The sequence below is a fragment of the Blautia sp. SC05B48 genome (assembly GCF_005848555.1).
Taxonomy (GTDB): Bacteria; Bacillota; Clostridia; order Lachnospirales; family Lachnospiraceae; genus Blautia_A.
In genome coordinates this window covers 3418195-3436012 of sequence record NZ_CP040518.1, presented here as the reverse complement: position 1 = coordinate 3436012, position 17818 = coordinate 3418195, and the positions used below count along the sequence as shown (strand labels likewise).

At 43.5% G+C, this 17818-nt stretch carries 16 protein-coding genes; 2 read left to right on the top strand and 14 right to left on the bottom strand.

The window, feature by feature from the left end; translation table 11 throughout:
- Positions 1–6: 6 nt before the first annotated feature.
- Positions 7–1335, bottom strand: coding sequence for a uracil-xanthine permease family protein (locus tag EYS05_RS16045; protein ID WP_118624678.1), 1329 nt, complete (start codon positions 1333–1335; stop codon positions 7–9).
- A 303-nt stretch (positions 1336–1638) separates the two neighbouring features.
- On the opposite strand from EYS05_RS16045, the gene EYS05_RS16040 reads away from it, so the two are divergent.
- The gene (locus EYS05_RS16040) at positions 1639–3021 is read left to right on the top strand and encodes a citrate/2-methylcitrate synthase (RefSeq protein ID WP_227752265.1); all 1383 of its coding nucleotides are present in this window, start codon (positions 1639–1641) and stop codon (positions 3019–3021) included.
- A gap of 220 nt (positions 3022–3241) precedes the next feature.
- Here the strand turns inward: EYS05_RS16040 and EYS05_RS16035 are convergent, their stop codons facing one another.
- The 6 genes from EYS05_RS16035 to EYS05_RS16010 form a co-directional block, all read right to left on the bottom strand.
- The gene (locus tag EYS05_RS16035; RefSeq protein WP_118624676.1) at positions 3242–4990 is read right to left on the bottom strand and encodes an alpha-amylase family glycosyl hydrolase; all 1749 of its coding nucleotides are present in this window, start codon (positions 4988–4990) and stop codon (positions 3242–3244) included.
- Between the two features lie 175 nt (positions 4991–5165).
- The gene (locus EYS05_RS16030) at positions 5166–5396 is read right to left on the bottom strand and encodes a hypothetical protein (RefSeq protein ID WP_015525138.1); all 231 of its coding nucleotides are present in this window, start codon (positions 5394–5396) and stop codon (positions 5166–5168) included.
- Positions 5397–5471: 75 nt separating this feature from the next.
- Positions 5472–6704, bottom strand: a complete 1233-nt coding sequence (locus EYS05_RS16025) for an MYG1 family protein (RefSeq protein WP_118515463.1) — start codon at positions 6702–6704, stop codon at positions 5472–5474.
- 167 nt (positions 6705–6871) lie between these two features.
- Complete coding sequence (locus EYS05_RS16020; RefSeq protein WP_118515465.1) at positions 6872–7291, bottom strand: twitching motility protein PilT; 420 nt, start codon at positions 7289–7291, stop codon at positions 6872–6874.
- 128 nt (positions 7292–7419) lie between these two features.
- On the bottom strand, positions 7420–8661 hold the full coding sequence (locus tag EYS05_RS16015; protein WP_118624674.1) for a DNA polymerase Y family protein: 1242 nt from the start codon (positions 8659–8661) through the stop codon (positions 7420–7422).
- A gap of 42 nt (positions 8662–8703) precedes the next feature.
- A complete protein-coding gene (locus EYS05_RS16010) occupies positions 8704–9252 on the bottom strand; it encodes a hypothetical protein (protein WP_118624672.1) in 549 nt (182 codons plus the stop codon).
- Between the two features lie 195 nt (positions 9253–9447).
- Here EYS05_RS16010 and EYS05_RS16005 point away from each other — a divergent pair, with 195 nt between their 5' ends.
- On the top strand, positions 9448–9960 hold the full coding sequence (locus EYS05_RS16005; protein ID WP_138277543.1) for a hypothetical protein: 513 nt from the start codon (positions 9448–9450) through the stop codon (positions 9958–9960).
- Positions 9961–10042: 82 nt separating this feature from the next.
- On the opposite strand, the gene EYS05_RS16000 is transcribed toward EYS05_RS16005, so the two are convergent.
- From EYS05_RS16000 to mreC, 7 genes are read right to left on the bottom strand one after another with little or no spacing between them, the layout of a single operon-like run.
- Complete coding sequence (locus tag EYS05_RS16000) at positions 10043–11212, bottom strand: D-alanyl-D-alanine carboxypeptidase family protein (RefSeq protein WP_138277542.1); 1170 nt, start codon at positions 11210–11212, stop codon at positions 10043–10045.
- Positions 11209–12384 (bottom strand): FtsW/RodA/SpoVE family cell cycle protein, encoded by a 1176-nt coding sequence (locus EYS05_RS15995; protein ID WP_118369262.1) that lies wholly within the window; start codon positions 12382–12384, stop codon positions 11209–11211. The genes EYS05_RS16000 and EYS05_RS15995 overlap by 4 nt, the downstream gene beginning before the upstream one ends.
- Positions 12385–12387: 3 nt before the next feature.
- Positions 12388–12627, bottom strand: coding sequence for a cell division topological specificity factor MinE (gene minE / locus EYS05_RS15990; RefSeq protein WP_015525127.1), 240 nt, complete (start codon positions 12625–12627; stop codon positions 12388–12390).
- A gap of 45 nt (positions 12628–12672) precedes the next feature.
- Complete coding sequence (gene minD / locus EYS05_RS15985) at positions 12673–13461, bottom strand: septum site-determining protein MinD (RefSeq protein WP_118752708.1); 789 nt, start codon at positions 13459–13461, stop codon at positions 12673–12675.
- Between the two features lie 57 nt (positions 13462–13518).
- Positions 13519–16416, bottom strand: a complete 2898-nt coding sequence (locus EYS05_RS15980; RefSeq protein ID WP_138277541.1) for a penicillin-binding transpeptidase domain-containing protein — start codon at positions 16414–16416, stop codon at positions 13519–13521.
- Positions 16401–16928 carry a rod shape-determining protein MreD gene (gene mreD / locus EYS05_RS15975; RefSeq protein ID WP_021652034.1) on the bottom strand — a complete coding sequence of 176 codons (528 nt, stop codon included), beginning with the start codon at positions 16926–16928 and terminating at the stop codon, positions 16401–16403. The genes EYS05_RS15980 and mreD overlap by 16 nt, the downstream gene beginning before the upstream one ends.
- A complete protein-coding gene (gene mreC / locus EYS05_RS15970) occupies positions 16918–17814 on the bottom strand; it encodes a rod shape-determining protein MreC (protein ID WP_015525123.1) in 897 nt (298 codons plus the stop codon). Before mreC ends, mreD begins: the two co-directional genes overlap by 11 nt.
- Positions 17815–17818: the final 4 nt, after the last annotated feature.

Below are 17818 nucleotides of genomic sequence, written 5' to 3'. Positions count from 1 at the left end.
ACATTCCTATTCCTTGATTTTTTCAATGTCCATGTTTTCAGGCAGGATACAGCTTAAAACAATGGAGATGATAAATACAACAGCAACTACATTTTGCGCAAAAACGGACTGTATGATCGACGGGAAAATATTCCAGATCCCGCTCTCGCTTGCTGTGGTGAATCCGATTCCGACAGCAAGGGAAAGAGAAACAATAGTGATATTTCTCTGTGAAAAACCACAGGAAGCGATCATCTGTACACCGGATGTCAGGATAGAACCAAACATCATAATGGTACATCCGCCGACAACAGAATCCGGAAGTGAGGCGAAAAAGTTTCCGATAGGCGGCAGCAGTCCGGCCAGGATCATACATACAGCTCCTGTCATAATGGTAAAACGGTTTACAACCTTTGTCATGGCAACCAGTCCTACATTCTGTGAGAAGGATGTTACCGGAGGACATCCGAACAGAGAAGAGATCGTGGAGGCATAACCATCACAGGCAAGAGAACCGGAAATTTCTTTTCCGGCGATCTCACGGTCCAGTCCGGAGGAAACCAGTGCAGAGGTATCACCGATGGTCTCTGCTGCAGATACCAGGAAGATAATGCAGGTGGAAACAATGGCTCCTGCATGGAATTCAGGTTTTACGGGAAGTAGGTGAGGCAGAGAGATAAGGCCACCGGATAAGATAGAACCAAGATCGACTTTTCCCATAAAGATGGCAATTATGTATCCTACTATCAGTCCAGCCAGTACAGATAACTGTTTTAAATACCCTTTGCTGAGGATATTCCAGAGAAGGCACACTGCAAGTGTAATGGTACCAAGAAGAAGGTTTCGGGCAGAACCGAAGTCTTCGCTATAGCCGCCGCCAAAGGATCTTGCGCCTACAGTAAACAGTGAAAATCCAATAGAAGTTACGACAGAAGCTGCTACAACCGGTGTAATGATCTTACGCCAGTATTTTGCAAGAAGACCAAGAGTTCCCTCCATGATACCGCCGATCATAACCGCACCGATCACGGCAGGATAGCCGTAATTAGCTGCAACAGTGCTTAAAACGGTGACAAAGGTAAAGCTGACTCCCATTACCACCGGAAGTCTGGAACCAATCTTCCATAATGGATACAGCTGTATCAGAGTAGCAATTCCCGCCACAAACATAGCATTTTGAAGCAGAATTGCGATCTGGGCCTGGGTAAGAGCCGGCTGAGCTGAGGCTGCGATCAGCGTGATCGGTGTCAGATTTGAAACAAACATGGCAAGGATGTGCTGAAGCCCAAAAGGAATCGCTTTGGCAATGGGAACGGTTCCATCCAGCCGGTAAATGTTGTTGATGCTGCTTTGCATTTCTTTTTAATTCTCCCTTCTACTATTATAAGAAAAGCCACAGAACAATCATAACACAGGTTCGGTATGGAAACCAGACAGATTTTGGTGAATAAATTTACTAATAGATGAAATAGGTCAGATTATGAATATTTATACACGAAAAAAAGAAATACCCTCTTGCATTTTCGGAGCTTTTACTGTAGAATTATTAACCAGGTGAACACAAATGTATGCCATACCCGAACACTGATTACAAAGATGTAACCAATCTTAACTGTATCAGTGTTTTTTAATATACAATGGGGAAACGAGGAAAAAATTATGGAAAAAAAGCATGAAATGATGAGTCTGGAGGACTCCGAACAGCTGAAAGGCAGAATGAAATTCTTTGAAAAGGAACTGGTAGAGAATCATCACATCGATCCCAACCTTTATGTGGAATACGATGTAAAAAGAGGACTTCGTGATTCCGCAGGTAAAGGTGTTCTCACAGGGCTTACTGAGATTTCCGATGTTACCGGCTATAAGCTGGTCAATGGCAGACGTATTCCTGCAGACGGTGCACTGTATTACCGGGGAATCAATGTGCAGGATATCGTAAACGGATTGAAGGACAGACGTTTTGGCTTTGAAGAGACGATCTATCTTCTGATTTTCGGTAAGCTTCCCAGCAAGGAAGAGCTTTCCAGATTTCTTGAGCTTCTTTCTGACATGGAGGATCTGGGAGGACGTTTTGTCCGTGACGTTGTCATGAAGGGAACCAATGCCAATATTATGAATGCTATGGAGCGCTGCGTACTTGCTCTCTATACATATGATGATAACCCGGAAGATATTTCTGTGGAGAATGTACTCCGCCAGTCTCTGGAACTGATCGCCAAGCTTCCTGAGATCGCGGTTTACTCCTACCATGCATACCGTCATTTCCGTAAAGATGAGACACTTTTTATCCGCAATCCGCAGAAGGGGCTTTCACTTGCCGAGAATATCCTTCTGATGCTTCGTCCGGACGGCAAATATACAGAGCTTGAGGCCAAGGTTCTTGATATCGCACTTGTACTTCATGCCGAGCACGGTGGTGGTAATAACTCTACTTTTACCACACATGTAGTAACATCTTCCGGAACAGACAGCTACTCTTCTACCTCTGCATCCATCGGTTCACTGAAGGGACCGCGTCATGGTGGCGCCAACCTGAAGGTCCAGAACATGTTTACAGATCTGAAGACCAATGTAAAGGACTGGGAAAGTGATGAGGAGATCACAGCATATCTGCAGAAAATACTGAATAAAGAAGCATTTGATCATGCAGGTCTGATCTATGGTATGGGACATGCAGTTTATACACTCTCCGATCCGCGAGAAGTGATCCTGAAGCGTTTTGCACAGGCTCTTGCAGAGGAAAAAGGAATGATGGAGGAATTTAAGCTCTATGATAAGGTTGAGAGTATTGCCGGAAAGCTGATCATGGAACACAGAAGGCTGTTCAAAAATGTTTGCGCAAATGTTGACTTCTACAGTGGTTTCGTTTACTCAATGCTTGGTATTCCGGAAGAACTTTTTACTCCGATCTTTGCCATCGCACGTATGCCTGGCTGGAGTGCACATCGTCTGGAAGAACTGATCAGTGCCAATAAGATCATCCGTCCTGCTTATAAGTATGTGGGGCATCATGCAGATTTTGTACCTTTTGATGAGAGATAATAAACAGAATGATAAAAGCAGTGGGGATTTCTGGCCTGTTTAAGGTAGAAATCTCTGCTGTTTTTTTATTCTCTTAAATTACAGAATAACAGGATCATAACTTTACATAATATATATTATGTGAAATAAATATCTTTTTTCACAAAAAAACAAGGCTTACCGCATAAGATATGATCGGATTGCCTTGTTTTTTATGGAATCTTACTTTATTATTTTTTTCCTATCGGAAGCTCTTCAGCCAGTTGACAAGCGAATCATGCCAGATGTTGTCGTATACGGTCTTTTTCATCTGGTCGTCTACAGGACCGTTTCCTGCCATTTTTGCAAGGATAGCAGCCTGAAGTTCGCCTACTGTCATTTCTTCCGGTGTTTTGTGCGGATTTGGTGCAGCGGCCGTTTCCTGCAGATTGGAAGACTCTGCTTCAGGAGTTGACGGAACATCCGCCGGGTTTGCTGTATTGTCAGAAGCTTTATCTGTATTTTCAGCGTTTGAAGCTTCTTTTTCCGGGGCAGCTTCTGTTACAGTGTTGTTTTCAGCCTCCTGCTCCTCTTCTGCCTCAGATGCAGCGTCTTCGTTCTCTTTTGCTGCAGCAGTTTCCGGAACATCAGTCTGAACCGGTTTGTATTCCGGCATATCTCCTGCAGGAATCCAGATCTCACCGCTGTTTGCTGCAACACGGACACGGATCCGTCCGCTCTGTGCGGAAACCTTCTGACCTGTGAGAGCACCTACGTATTCCGGTGCACTTCCAGTTGGAAGGTTCATCTCTGCATCACTGTCATCATTATTCACAGTAACGATCACTCGTATGCCTTCCAGATCTCTTGCAAAGGCAAACTGACGGTTTGTAAGAGCCAGTTCTGCGTAGGAACCGTAGCTTAATGCAGGAGTTCCCTGGCGGACCTTTCCGAGGGCTGCGATCAGTGCAGTACATGGGTTCTTTGTTGCAGCATCCGCATAATCGTTAAGATCAAGTGCCGGACGTAAGCTGGCATCGGAAAATTTTTCTTTTTTTCCGTTAATACCGAATTCTGAGCCGTAATAAATGCTTGGAACGCCAGGTAAAGTATAAAGAAGTACATGTACGGGAGCAAAATGTGCCTTGTTTTGCAATTTGGTATGAATTCGCTCTACGTCATGGTTGTCCACGAAATTGTAGAGGTCAAGATCTCCCATATTCTGAAGATATTTTACTGTATGAGCGATTTCAAAATAATTGTGGTCATTATGTCCGCTGTAAAGTGCTTTGTGAAGGGCATAGTTGGTTACACTGTGGAGAGTCTGCCCGTTTACCCAGCGGCTGTAATCTCCGTGAATAACCTCTCCCATAAGCCAGAAATCTTTCTTGACCTCGTCTGCGGTATGGCGGAGAATCCGCATAAAATCAAAATCCAGTACATCAGCGGCATCCAGGCGGATTCCGTCAATATCAAATTCGGAAACCCAGAAACGGATCACATCACAGATATAGTTCTGTACTTCCGGATTGCGCTGGTTCAGTTTTACAAGAAGATTGTATCCACCCCAGTTTTCATAGGAAAAACCGTCATTATATTCGGTATTTCCGCCGAAATTTACATTACAGTACCAGTTAACGTAAGGGGAATGCTCACGGTTTTTCTGGATATCCTTAAAAGCGAAGAAATCACGGCCTGTATGGTTGAATACACCATCAAAGATCACACGGATGCCTTTTTCATGGCAGGCTTTTACAAAATTGGTGAGATCTTCATTGGTTCCGAGACGGGAATCCAGTTTTTTGTAATCGGTTGTCTCGTAGCCATGTCCGACACTTTCAAAAAGCGGCCCTATATATAAGGCAGTACATCCGATTTCTTTGATGTGGTTGATCCACGGCAGCAGTGTGTTCAGTCGATGTACAGGAGTTCCGTAATCATTTTCTTTTGGAGCGCCTGTAAGTCCAAGTGGATAAATATGGTAGAAGATTGCTTCGTTGTACCAGCTCATAATATTACACCTCTGTTCTAAAAATTTATAATTTCCTGATAATTAGGGAAATTACACAAATATCTTCTCTATAATACCAGATTCCTATAATATAATCCAGAATAAATCAGCCAGTTTTTCAGCGAAAAATCCGGCAGATTGCTAATTGCCGGATCTTATCTGATGGATACTATGTTTATTCGTCAAATTCTGCAGTAACTATAAAGCCGCGTGGCGTATGCTCAATGCTTTTGATGATTCCCTCTTTGGATCTGATGCGGTCTGCGTTTCTGTAGCAGCCGGACATGGCTACTGCAGGCTCAATGATATAGCTGTAGTTAGTGGCAGAGAGAAATTCGGAGATTTTTACTTTATCTCCCACCTGGATCAGCCCCTGTCTTTCCATTTTAAATTTTTCTTCTCGCATAAATATGCCTTCTTTCTGTATAAATACGCAGTGCGAATATATCTGTAAATACAATTAATTACACGGTTAAAATATTTAAGAACCGGATGGGATCCGTACCAGAAGCTTCTGTCCGTCTTTTTCTACTGCTGTAAGAACGGGAATATGTTTTTTTCGCAGAGCATGAACGATGGGATACAGGGAAAACATGGCATTATCTGCAAAAACTGCTTCTGGTTTGCAACTGAGGATTTCTTTAATCCTGTCTTTTATAAAGCTTTTCCATTCTGCCTTTTCCATGGAGAGTTCTCCATAGATCCCGTTCAGCGTCAGCTCGGGTAACCGGGGAACCGGCAGATGTACGATCCTGGCAGAAGAAAGATCCGGAAGCTTTTGAAGCAGTATGTCTGTTTCTTTATTTCCGCCAAGGCTTACGATCACAGCTTCTTCATGGAAGGCGGCAAGGCTGCTCCTGCAGGCAAGAACAGAATCCTCAAGGGTTCCGCATATCATGAGAAATCCTCCTTTATGACAAAAGGCTGCACTTTTAAGACCGGTTACCAAAGACAACTCCTCGCCTTCCAGGCCCAGCCAGGAAGAAGGAAAACTGCATTTGTAATTCATGGAATATTCTTTTTTCTGTGGCTGGATACAGTAACCGCCCCGGTTGGACGGAAAGATCACAAAAGCAATGTTGGTTTCCGAAAGGCGCTTTTGGCAGGGAATAAATTCCGGAAGTATAAGGATATTGGTATTTTCCGCCGGGGTATCGCCCGAAGCGAGGGAAGCAGCATGTTCTGTAAGAACTTCTTCCACCCGTCTGTCTGCACGTTCGTTTCCAAGGTAACGCTCGAATTTATTTTCCAGGATCATGCCTGCCACACTGACTGCCTGAAAAAAGGCTTCGTCATTGTTGCTTTTGGAATCCCATCCCGGATTGAAATTGCCGATCAGTGTGGCAAGTTCATTTTTTTCACCGGTATTATCATTGATATCCAGAGGCTGGACAAAGGATTCATCAAATTTTAGTGCCAGCTCCTCACCTAGGATTTCCGGTCCAAGCTTCTCCCAGAGAAGGCCGAAGGCCGCATATGGGACGCCATTATCGCGAATACGGCTGTCTTTCTGATGATGATCATACTGTCCTCTGCCAATATCAAAAACAAGACCTTCATAGTTTTCAGGAACCTGGTTTCCACGTGTGATGGTGATCTCGGGATTCAGATATAAAAGCAGTGCGGCGGAAAAAACATCGTCTGCGTGAAATTTCCCGCTGTGGGTGAATGCGGATGCATTTTTCTGTTTGATTTTTTCCAGTAAATGATTCATATGAAACGCTCCTGTGTGTTTATTCTGTTCTTCAGTATACCACAGAAATGAAGAATAAACAAAGTCCTCTACAGTTAAAAAGGAATCCGTCCTGAAGACAGATTCCTTTAAAAATTTACGTTCTTTTATGCTTTATGTACAAAATAGGACGTTCATATTCAATTTTATTATAATGCGCAGATAATTTTATCCTGATATGCTTCCGGAACTTCTTCTTTATCCAGAGACATACTGATAATAAAGGAAACTTTGAAGGTTTCACCGATGGCACTTAACTGATCCAGTGTTTCGGTTGCGTCCTTTCCTTCAAGCTTGGCTGTTGTAAGGAAGCTGTCCAGATATATCTGCTCCAGATCATGATCCTGAGAGAGGATACCACAGATAAATCCTACAAATTCGTCCCCATTCTTAACCGGAAATCCGGAAACATCGATAAGGCGGACCTTGTTGTTCAGCTCATACATGTGCTTAGTACTCTTGTCTAAGTAAACAATACTGCCGTTGGCGTCTTTAACAGCTCCGTTTACTTTGTCTAACAGTACTTTTGTTTTTCCTTTGCCTTTCTTTCCTACGATCAGTTCAACCATCCTGTTTTCCTCCTTAGACACATATAATAATTTTGAATAAAATTGCTATTGATATGCTTCAAATTATAGTGCATTATGAATAAAATTGCAAGGGTTTTTTGAAAAAATCTGGTAATTTTAATCAGGTCTTACTGCTCTCTTTCATTTTCCATCTGTGCTTTTGCTTTCCTTCCGATCCGGGCAGTGCTGTTCATGATACTGGCCCGGGTAACCTTGTCGTTTCCGTACTTCAGACGGATTGAATCCAGTGCGGCATCCAGTTTCTGCTGGCGTTCCTTCCTGTGAGTATCCTCAAAAAAGGAAAGCTGTTCAAAGGAATCATCCGTAAGACCGGTCAGTGATACTCCCAGGAGCCGGAGTGGCTGTTTCATCCAGGATTCCTGAAAGAGATTTTGGGCATTTCTGTAAATCTCTTCTGTGATGTCGGTGGCATTTGGCAGTTTAGTCTGATGAGATTTGTTTTGAAAATCCAGGGTACGGAAGGTTACAGAAATGCAGGTGCATTTTTTCTTTTTGCGGCGCATGCGGGCAGCCAGAATATCGCATTGTTCCAACAGGATCGGAAGTGCCTGCTCCAGGGAGACAAGATCATCGTTAAAGGTAGTTTCCAGACTGAATCCTTTTGCTTCATCAGGTTTTGCTTTCACAGGGGAGTCATCCAGGCCACGGGCATACTGATATAACTGCTGTCCTGCCTTTTCACCGAGAAGTGCCTGTATTTTTGCTTTTTTTTCATGAGCCAGATCTCCGATGGTTCTGATTCCTGTATCCTGCAGCTTTTTTTCGGAGGATCTGCCAAGAAAAAGGAGTTCTCTCACTGGAAGAGGCCACATTTTTACAGGGATTTCTTCCGGAAATAAAGTATGCACTTTATCTGGCTTTTCGAAATCAGAGGCCATTTTGGCAAGAAGTTTATTGGTGGAGATGCCGATATTTACGGTAAAGCCGAGTTCTGTACGGATCTTATCCTTCAGTTCATGGGCAGTTGCCACCGGATCCGGGTAAATATAGGAGGTTCCGGTCATATCCAGAAAAACCTCATCAATGGAAAAGGATTCCATTACCGGTGCATAGGACGCACAGATTTTTTTGAAGGCTCTGGAACATTTATCGTATAATTCAAAGTCAGATGGAACGGCCACAAGATTCGGACATTTGCGAAAAGCCATAGCCATGGGCTCTCCTGTCTGAATCCCGTATTTTTTTGCGGGAATGGACTTGGCGACAACGATGCCGGTACGTTTACTGGGGTCTCCGCCAATACAGGAAGGGATGTCTCTCAGATCAGGAAGTCCCATCTTTACTCTTTTTGCTGCTTCCCAGGAAAGAAAAGCACTGTTTACATCAACATGAAAAATCAATCGTTCCATATAGGGTTCTTCTTTCAATTGTATAAAGTTTGTCTGTTATATCTATTTACAGATTTTTACAGACAACTGGTTAAAAAGGTTCCGATATTCCTCTTCCACCTGTGAAAAAGGGTATTGCCGGTATTGGATCGGAACATGGACAACCGGTTTTGGAGTGTCCGGTGTTTCATTCAGAAGATATTTCAGGTCATACCAGAGCAGGTCATTGTCGATCTCCTTCAGCTTTTGTTCTTCTATGGCAGAAAGTCCGGATCCTAGATATTTCTGATAGATAATGTTTAAAAGAGCTTCCTCCTGTTTCCGATACTCAGGAAGACTTTTCTTAAATGGTCTTGGAACATCGGACATATAACATTCGCTGGCATCGTGAAGAAGAGCCGCCAGTATAAGACGGCCGGAATAGCCACGTGCCTCGGCTTCTTTGGCACAGAGGATGCAGTGCTGCCCTACGGAGAAAAAAGTCCTTACATGGCCATTTCCGCGGCATAGAAGAGAAAGCGCGTGTGCAATGTCCTCAATGCAGATCAGCTCTTCGGCCGGATGTGTCGGATCAAAGTGTTTTCCAGTGTATGTGGTAATGCAGTCGCCCATAAAATGTTACGCCTTTCTTTAAGCTTATGAATAAATATGATTATTTATTATAAACATCCAGAGAAAGTGTGTCTATATGATCGTGAAATAAATTCCGGGAACTGTTACAGAAAAACAAAAGAAATACAAGGCTGTTTTACAAATATGAGTGATTCTGTGCTATAATACAAAAAAACGACAGGGAGATCATCAGCGATGAAACATATGGAAGAAATGAAGATTGCCGGATTAGCCATGGCATTATGTATCGTGATGCTGGGAATCTATATTGTCGTCCCAAAGGATGGAACGGTTTCTCGTCTTACTGCTATTCCGGATAATAATGCGGCGGAGCCTGTTACAGATTCTACATCAGAGGGAACTTCTGATGCGGATTTTCCAATCTATACAGAGGACAGCTACAGCAGTGGGTCCGAGAGTTCGTATTCTTATGACGATACTGGGGATGGAGATTCCTATACGGAAGAGCCGACTTATGATCCAGGTGATAATTCTTACGATGGCAATACTGATAGTGAAGCGAATGGAGCAGATACTTCAGATACATCTTCAGATGGAACCGGCAAAGGCGCAGGCAATTATGAAGATCCGGACAGTGGCTCCGGTGAAGTGGTCAATGACAATGATTACAGTGGTACTTCGGATACGGATCTTGATAGCAGTGAGACCGAAGATACCGGTAGTGATGGCACAGTAGAAATTAACTGAATGTAAAAAAAGAATAAAAAAGCAAATCTGCGAAATAAAATTTCAAACAGATTTGCTTTTTTATTTTTGGTTTGTAATCCTGTCAGTTGATGTTCTGGAGCAAGGATGTCATTTCCTGATAAAGAACATCCTTTGAAGACGCACCCATGACGATGGAAATAAATGGCTTCCCATAAGCATTCTGGCTTAAAAGTGCGAGACAGTTACCGGCTTTATCGGTTGTTCCAGTTTTTCCTCCAAGGATAGTGACATCCTTAGGAGTTGCTGCCTCTCCGGTAAGATAATGATCTGTAGCGGGTAAGGTAGCACTTGCGTCGGAGCCATCGGAATGCTTATAGCTAACTGTATAAGATGCCATTTGTGTGATGTCTGTAAACTCCGGATAATTCAGGGCTTCTTTCAGCATCAGATAAATGTCATAAGGCGTTGTATAATGATTTTCGTCCTGAAGACCATGGGGATTGGTAAAGTGAGTTCCTGTACAGCCAAGTTCTGCAGCAAAGCTGTTCATCATTTCTACAAATTTATCTGTTGTTCCACCTATGTGTTCCGCAATGGCAGATGCTGCATCATTGGCAGAATAAACAAGAAGACAATGAAGAAGCTGATCCATGGTAACCTGATCTCCCGCCTGGAAACCAGCTACCTGAGAACCGGATTCCAGGGTAACATTTTCCTGTGAGATCGTTACTGTATCATCCATGTTCCCATATTTCAGTGCAAGCATAGCTGTCATGATCTTTGTGATGCTGGCAGGATAAACCTTGTTGTAGGCACCTTTTGCATAGAGTACCTTTTTATCACTGAGATTCAGAAGCACACCGGATTGGCTGTCATCCAGACTGACAGAATCCAGAGCAACATCTTTTGTAACAACACAGAGATTATGGGCGAAACCTGCCGCGCGCTGTTCTTCCTTGGAAGTCAGAGTATTATCAAATTCGGAGAATGCATTGAAAGAATTTGCAGGAGTAGAAAAATCACCGCCCTTCAGCATGTAAACACCAAAACCGCCAGCTGTACATAGTACGATCAGCAGAAGAAGGAGAAAAATGGTGTTGCGGATCCTTTTACGACGCATCCGTTTCATCCGTGTATTCTGAGCTTTACGTCTGGCAGAAACAGTTCTGTCAGACGGCGTGGTGGAAGTTCTTTTTGTCCCCCTGGAGGCTGTATGTGCAGCCCGGGAATCCTGACCTCTGGAAGGATTGCCAGAATGTACATGAGTTTTTACAGGTTCTTTACGTGTCATAAGTATTCCTCTTTCCGAAAGTAGGTATCCGATTTCTGACCTTTTTTCTGTAATTCTTTATTATATGCACTGCTCTGCAGTCCTACATTGAGAACAAGTCCCATACCCATAAACAGACTGATCAGAGAAGTAAGACCATAGCTTACAAAAGGAAGCGGAGTACCTGTGTTTGGCGCAAGGCCGGTAGCAACACAGATGTTGATGAAGCTCTGTATGGAAACAATGCTTCCAACACCGCAGCATATGATCTTACCGGCAAGATCCTTGGCCCGCAGGCTCATACGGATACATTCAAAGGTGATCAGAAACAGCAGCAGTACGATCAGAGTACAGCCGATAAATCCGTACTGCTCTCCAGCCACCGCAAAAATAAAGTCGGTCTGATTCTCAGAAACAAAGTTTCCATCATTTACGGATGTAACACTGGTGTCATTACTGAAAGCACGTCCCACAAGCTCTCCGGAGGCGATGGCTGTTTTTGAGTTGTTCTGCTGTTCAATATCATCTGCGTATTCTTCGTTCTCCGGATACAGGAATGACATGATACGGTTTCTCTGGTAATCCTGTATCAGTTTCTGATCCGGCTGCACGATAATGGACAGAAAGATGATGGCCAGAGGAATCGCGATCAAGGCTACACCTCCGATGATCTTATAACTAAGTCCTGCGATGTAGATCAGAATACAGAACAGAACTGTTACGGTGATGGTGTTTTTCATATCCGGCTGTACATAGATCAGCATCAGTGGGATGACCAGAAGGACAGCTGATTGTATCAGAGTCTTTAAGGTATTCAGATCTTCCTCATGATCCATAAAAAATTTGGCAAAAAACAGGATAATAATGATCTTTGAAAGCTCGGTAGGCTGGAATCGGATAAAACCTAAATCCACCCATCTGGCAGCACCATTGGCGCTGGATCCGAAGAACCGGACAGCCAGAAGCATAACGATATTAAATCCATACATGATCCATTGAAAGTTCAGCAGCCAGGAATAATCCATCAGTGAAAGGATCAGCATAAAGACCACACCGATGATCACACCCAGAAGCTGACGTGTGCGAAGGTAGTCGGCAGCTGTTCCTACAAGCTGAATTCCAATAAAGCTGATCGCCAGGAGAAATGTCACCAGTCGAAAATTGTAAAACCGCAGCTTATACTGTTTAATCATAAATTATGCATCTCTTTTCTTAAGTACGGGTATGACTGCATGCAGAACAGGTGGTTCCTGTGTGATCTGTATGGTCACCCCTGGTTCATCAATTACAACGTATTTTTTTACGGCATGTATCAGATCGTTCCGTAAAAGCTTCATCATCTGTGGAGAACAGTCTATGCGTTCCGATACAAGAAGAAGCTTCATCCTGTCGCGTGCATAGCCTGCAGAGTGGTTTTTCCCGGAGAAAAATCCCATAATCATTCCTCCTGTGATGAAAAATGTCAGACAGCAAAGTGTCTCTTATTTTCGAAAAATGCTGCCAAGACGGTGGAATACACCATTTTTCCGACGGACAGTAACATAAGGGACTTCTTCGCCCATAAGCCTCCGGCAGATATTGCGATACTCTTCTTCTGCCTGAGAATTTTTTCCGGATAAAGGTTCTCCCTGATTTGTGGAGATCACGATTTGTTCATCATCCAGGATCGCACCGATCAGATCCACAGCCAGGATTTCCAACACATCTTCTACAGACATCATATCACCTCTGGCGATCATTTCAGGTCGAAGCCGGTTGATGATCAGCCGGATATCCCGGAGCCCTCCGGACTCCAGCAATCCGATGATACGGTCTGCATCACGGATCGCGGAAACTTCCGGTGTGGTCACGACCAGTGCACGGTCCGCTCCGGCTACTGCATTTTTGAATCCCTGTTCAATTCCTGCCGGACAATCCAGAAGGACATAATCGAATTCTTCCCGGAGATCATCGGTAAGCTTGATCATCTGTTCCGGAGATACGGCAGTTTTGTCCTTGGTCTGGGCAGACGGAAGAAGATACAGTTCTGAATGCCGACGATCCCGGATCAGTGCCTGTTTCAGGCGGCAGCTCCCATTGATCACATCAACCAGATTGTAAACAATACGGTTCTCCAGTCCCATGACAACATCCAGATTTCGGAGTCCGATATCGGTATCTACAACTGCAACCTTTTTTCCCATGGCAGCCAGTCCGGTCCCGATATTTGCCACGGTGGTGGTTTTTCCAACACCGCCTTTTCCAGATGTAATGACAATGACTTCACTCATGTTTTCTGATTCCTCCTATAAAATGTTCCACACTTCTGGTATCCTCATAAAGTTTGTTTAGTCATTCGATACATTACTGGTATCGCTTGCTGCATAGCCAGTGAGAATGGTGCTTTCATCTGCAAGTCCGAAAATGTATTTAAAGATATCATTAGCTGCAAGGCAGGCATTACCGGATGCATATCCGTTTGCGATTCGAACAGATATTGCGTACTTGGGATCAGAAACAGGCGCATATCCGATAAAAAGTGCATTGTTCGGATGATAATAGTCAATCTCGGCAGTACCGGTTTTTCCTGCTACTTCAACTCCAAGTCCGTTAAACTGATCATGAGTCTGCACCACACGATACATACCGTCATGGATGTCATCCCAGATATTGCTGGAAAGATCCAACTGTCCAGCTGTTTCGGAAGGATATTCCTTTATAAGTTTTCCTTTGGAATCCGTCACACGGTCCAGAAGGGAAAGCTTATAGATCGTACCGGAAGTGGCGATCGTTGACGCATAACGTGCAAGCTGGCTGGTCGTAAACGCATTGGTACCCTGTCCAATATAGGAAGGGACGGCGTTTTTGTCAGAAACCTGCGGAGAAGCCTCGGAAATTTCAATGCCGGTTTTCTGATCCAATCCCATAAGGGAAGCATATTTCTGAAGCATTCCAAGACTTCTGGCTTCAGAAAAATTACCTTCGGAATCTTTACCAAGTTCGAAACCAATCGTAGTGAAAAATACGTTACAGGACTGCTCAATGGCTTCACGGATATCAAGAGAACCGTGGCCCTGTTTATTCCAGCAGTTGATCGGAGGTGTTACAAGGTCAAAGCTTCCTGTACATTCAATATATGTGCCATCATCTATTACGCCCTCAGACATGCCGGCAACAGTAGATAAGATCTTTAAGGTAGATCCTGGAGCCGTCTTCTGCTGTGTTGCCTTGTTGAAGAACGGGCTGGAAAGATCTGTGGAAAGCTTTGCATAATAATCAGTATCCATATTGTTGGTCAGACGATTATTATCATATCCCGGATAGGAAACACATGCGAGAACATTTCCGGTTGCAGTATCTGTGATCACCGCAGATGCAGAGCACGGAGCCAACGCAAGCTGGGCCGGTGTGATCTCAAGATTTGCGATCTTGCGATACATGAAGGTGTAGGCATCAAGACCACCGGAGGCCATTGTCTGATACAGCTCGTCTTCTTTGGAAAGAACGCCCTGTTCATAGAGAACAAGACACAGATCTTCTCCACTGATGGTGTCTTCCTGAAGCATATATTTATATAGAAGCTTTGAAAAGCCTGTATCTGTTTTCAGGTAATCAATGATATAGGCGGTAAGAGCCTGATAGATCTCTTCAGAATCCAGATATTCTCCGGAGGTTGAGATCTGGGAAATATCGATCCAGTTCTGACTGGCAGCGTAGTTCAGATAATCCTTCAGACTGATACTCTGGTCATTTTTCCAGGCTTTGTATGTTTCATCTGCGGTATCAATGGAATCACTTTTCAGTACCTTCAAGGTATTGGTAAGAAGATCATCACAGATATAGGTAAGATATTCCTGCATCTGCGTATCTTCATCCTTATAGGCTGGAGGATTGTCGCCTGTCAGCCTGTTACTTATTGTATCAAAAACCTGTTGCTGTTTTTGCTGAAATTTGACGTATAAATTTTTTTCTGTGTCGGAAGCATCTGCATCACTGAATTTATTGATATCGATCACACTGTTTGCGATCAGTGCATTGTATACATCATAGATTGGGATGGTGATCTTACTTGCATCTTTCTCTGCTTCATAATCAAAGCTTTTATTCGGTGTCAGTTTAGAGAGGACAATACCAGCAACACGCTGTTCCAGGATCTGGTAAATACTCTTCTGCCAGTCGGAATCAATGGTCAGATAAACATCGTTTCCGGCCACAGGATCAACAGTTTTAGAATTGTCAATGTCAAGGACTTTACCAAGATTATCAACTGTGACCGTTTCTTCTCCGTCTTTTCCCTGAAGTTCAAGCTCCATATACTGTTCGATTCCGGCTTTTCCAACAACCGCATCATTGGAATAATCAGGATTATCCTTACGAAGGGTTTCCAATTCCTCAGAAGAGGCCTGGCCTGTGTAACCGAGGATTGGCGCCATACTCTCATCGTCCACATATTTTCTGGTGGAATCTTCTACAATGTCAATACCCTGGAGAGCGGCCTGATTTTCTTTTATGGCTGCCACAGATTTTTCACTGACATTTGTTGCAATGGTCACCGGCATATATTTCTTGAAACTGTTGGTGTTCAGCTGATAGCGCATGATCGCAATTTCGAGGATTTCCTGTTTAGTAAGTTCTTCCGGAAGAGAATGTGCGGCAAGTTCTTCTGGGGTGTAGGCATCTTTTCCGTAAAGAACGATAGAAAATCCGCTGCTTCCGGTAAGATGATCCATGATCTGGGCTGCGGTTGCGTTTTTCTGCTCATCACTGAGATCATCAATCTGTGCTTCTCCGTAAATATCCGCACGGAAACGGTTAAGAGTAAATCCTTCATCTACATCAAAAGCATAATCTCCATGATCATTGACGGTAATATGAAAATTATCAGATAAGCTGTCCCCGTTTTTGGAAAGAATCTGTAATACCTGATAGGCGATACCGTTCAGAGTCAGATTCTTTTCTCTGGTACTGTTGTATGTACCGCTATCTTCGAATGTGACAGAATATGCAAGTACATTGGAGGCGACAACTGTGCCGTTACGGTCATAAATATTACCACGGGTGCTTTTGATCACGCGTGTTTTGGTGGTACGTGTCTGAAATTTACTGATGTAATCCTCTCCCTGTATGATCTGCAGACTGAAAAGCTGCCGGACCAGAATAGATGACAGAAAAATAAATACGATCACAAGAACTGTAGTACGTTTCAGACGGATTTTTTTGATGATTTTTTTTATTTTAATTCCCAAATAGACTCACTTTCTTTCCTTACAGTATCCATTAAGTGGTAGTTGATCCAGTAAAATACCCGGTATACGATGATGGTGAGAAAAACCGTATATACAATTTCGGGGATAATGATCCTATATATGTAGGTCCAGAATCCAAGACGGCCTCTGAGCAGAAACTGGAGGCCATACACAGCCAGATTATAAAGAAGATCTGTTCCTGCTACAAGAAAAAGCGGAACTTTCAGATCATCATCATAAAAACTGCGGAATGCATAGCCGCTGATAAAACCTATATACATATAGATCAGTGCATAAAATCCAAACAATGATCCATAAAAGAGATCGACAAAAAGCCCGGAAAAAAATCCAGTCCACAGACCGACTTTTCTTCCACGCATAAGTCCCATGGATACACACAGGATCAGAAGCAGATTTGGAGTGATGGATCCAATGGAAATACGGTCCATTACTGTGCACTGAAGGAGAAAACAGACAATGATAGTGATAAATAATATAATCCTATTTTTCATTGGACGCATCCTCCGATTTGTCTATCGCGTCCTGTTTATTGGTGGTGATCACAAATACATCTTTCAGATGACCGAAATCAACCGGTGTAACGATCGTACCTGTTTTTGTCAGGTTATTGGGATCCTGTTGGATCTCACTGACATAACCAATAAACAGTCCTTCCACATATTTTTCACTGATATTTGATGTGACAATACGTTCTCCGACTGTTACCTTGTTATCCTGATCGTAAAGCTGCTCAAAGCTTAATTTACCTTCATCGATCAGTTTCAGATCTCCGGTGACAACGCAGTTGTCGGAGGTACTGACTGCCATAGCACTGACATTGCTGCTGTCATCGATGATGGAACGGACAGTAGCCCAGGAAGGTCCCACTTCTGTGACAATACCCACAAGACCCTTTCCGGCGATCACGTTGTTATCAACCCGGATCCCGTTATTACTGCCTTTGTTGATCATAAAGGTATCATACCAGTTTCCGGGATCTTTGGAGATTATCCTTGCGGCAACCTTGGGATAGTCGGTATATTCCTGATCAAGATCGTAAAGTTCCTTCAGGCGTGTGAGCTCTGTCTGGTCCTGGATCAGGATGTTGTTTTGCTCCGTAAGACTGTTGATCTGACTTTTCAGCTCTTCGTTTTCCTGAAGCACGTCCTGTTTGTCACGAAGATTGTTTTTTACATTTCCAAATATATCACTGACACCGGCGATCCCCTTTTCAAAGGGAACGATAAGAAAACCGGCGGCCTCCTGAAGTGGTGCGGAAGAGGTTCCGGAGGCTGCTGTAGCTACAATGCAGCTTCCACAGAAAAGTGTCATGATTACCAGAAGATGTTTACTTTTTAAATTAAAATGAAAACGCACTTTTTTTCGGATGTTTTTCATTATA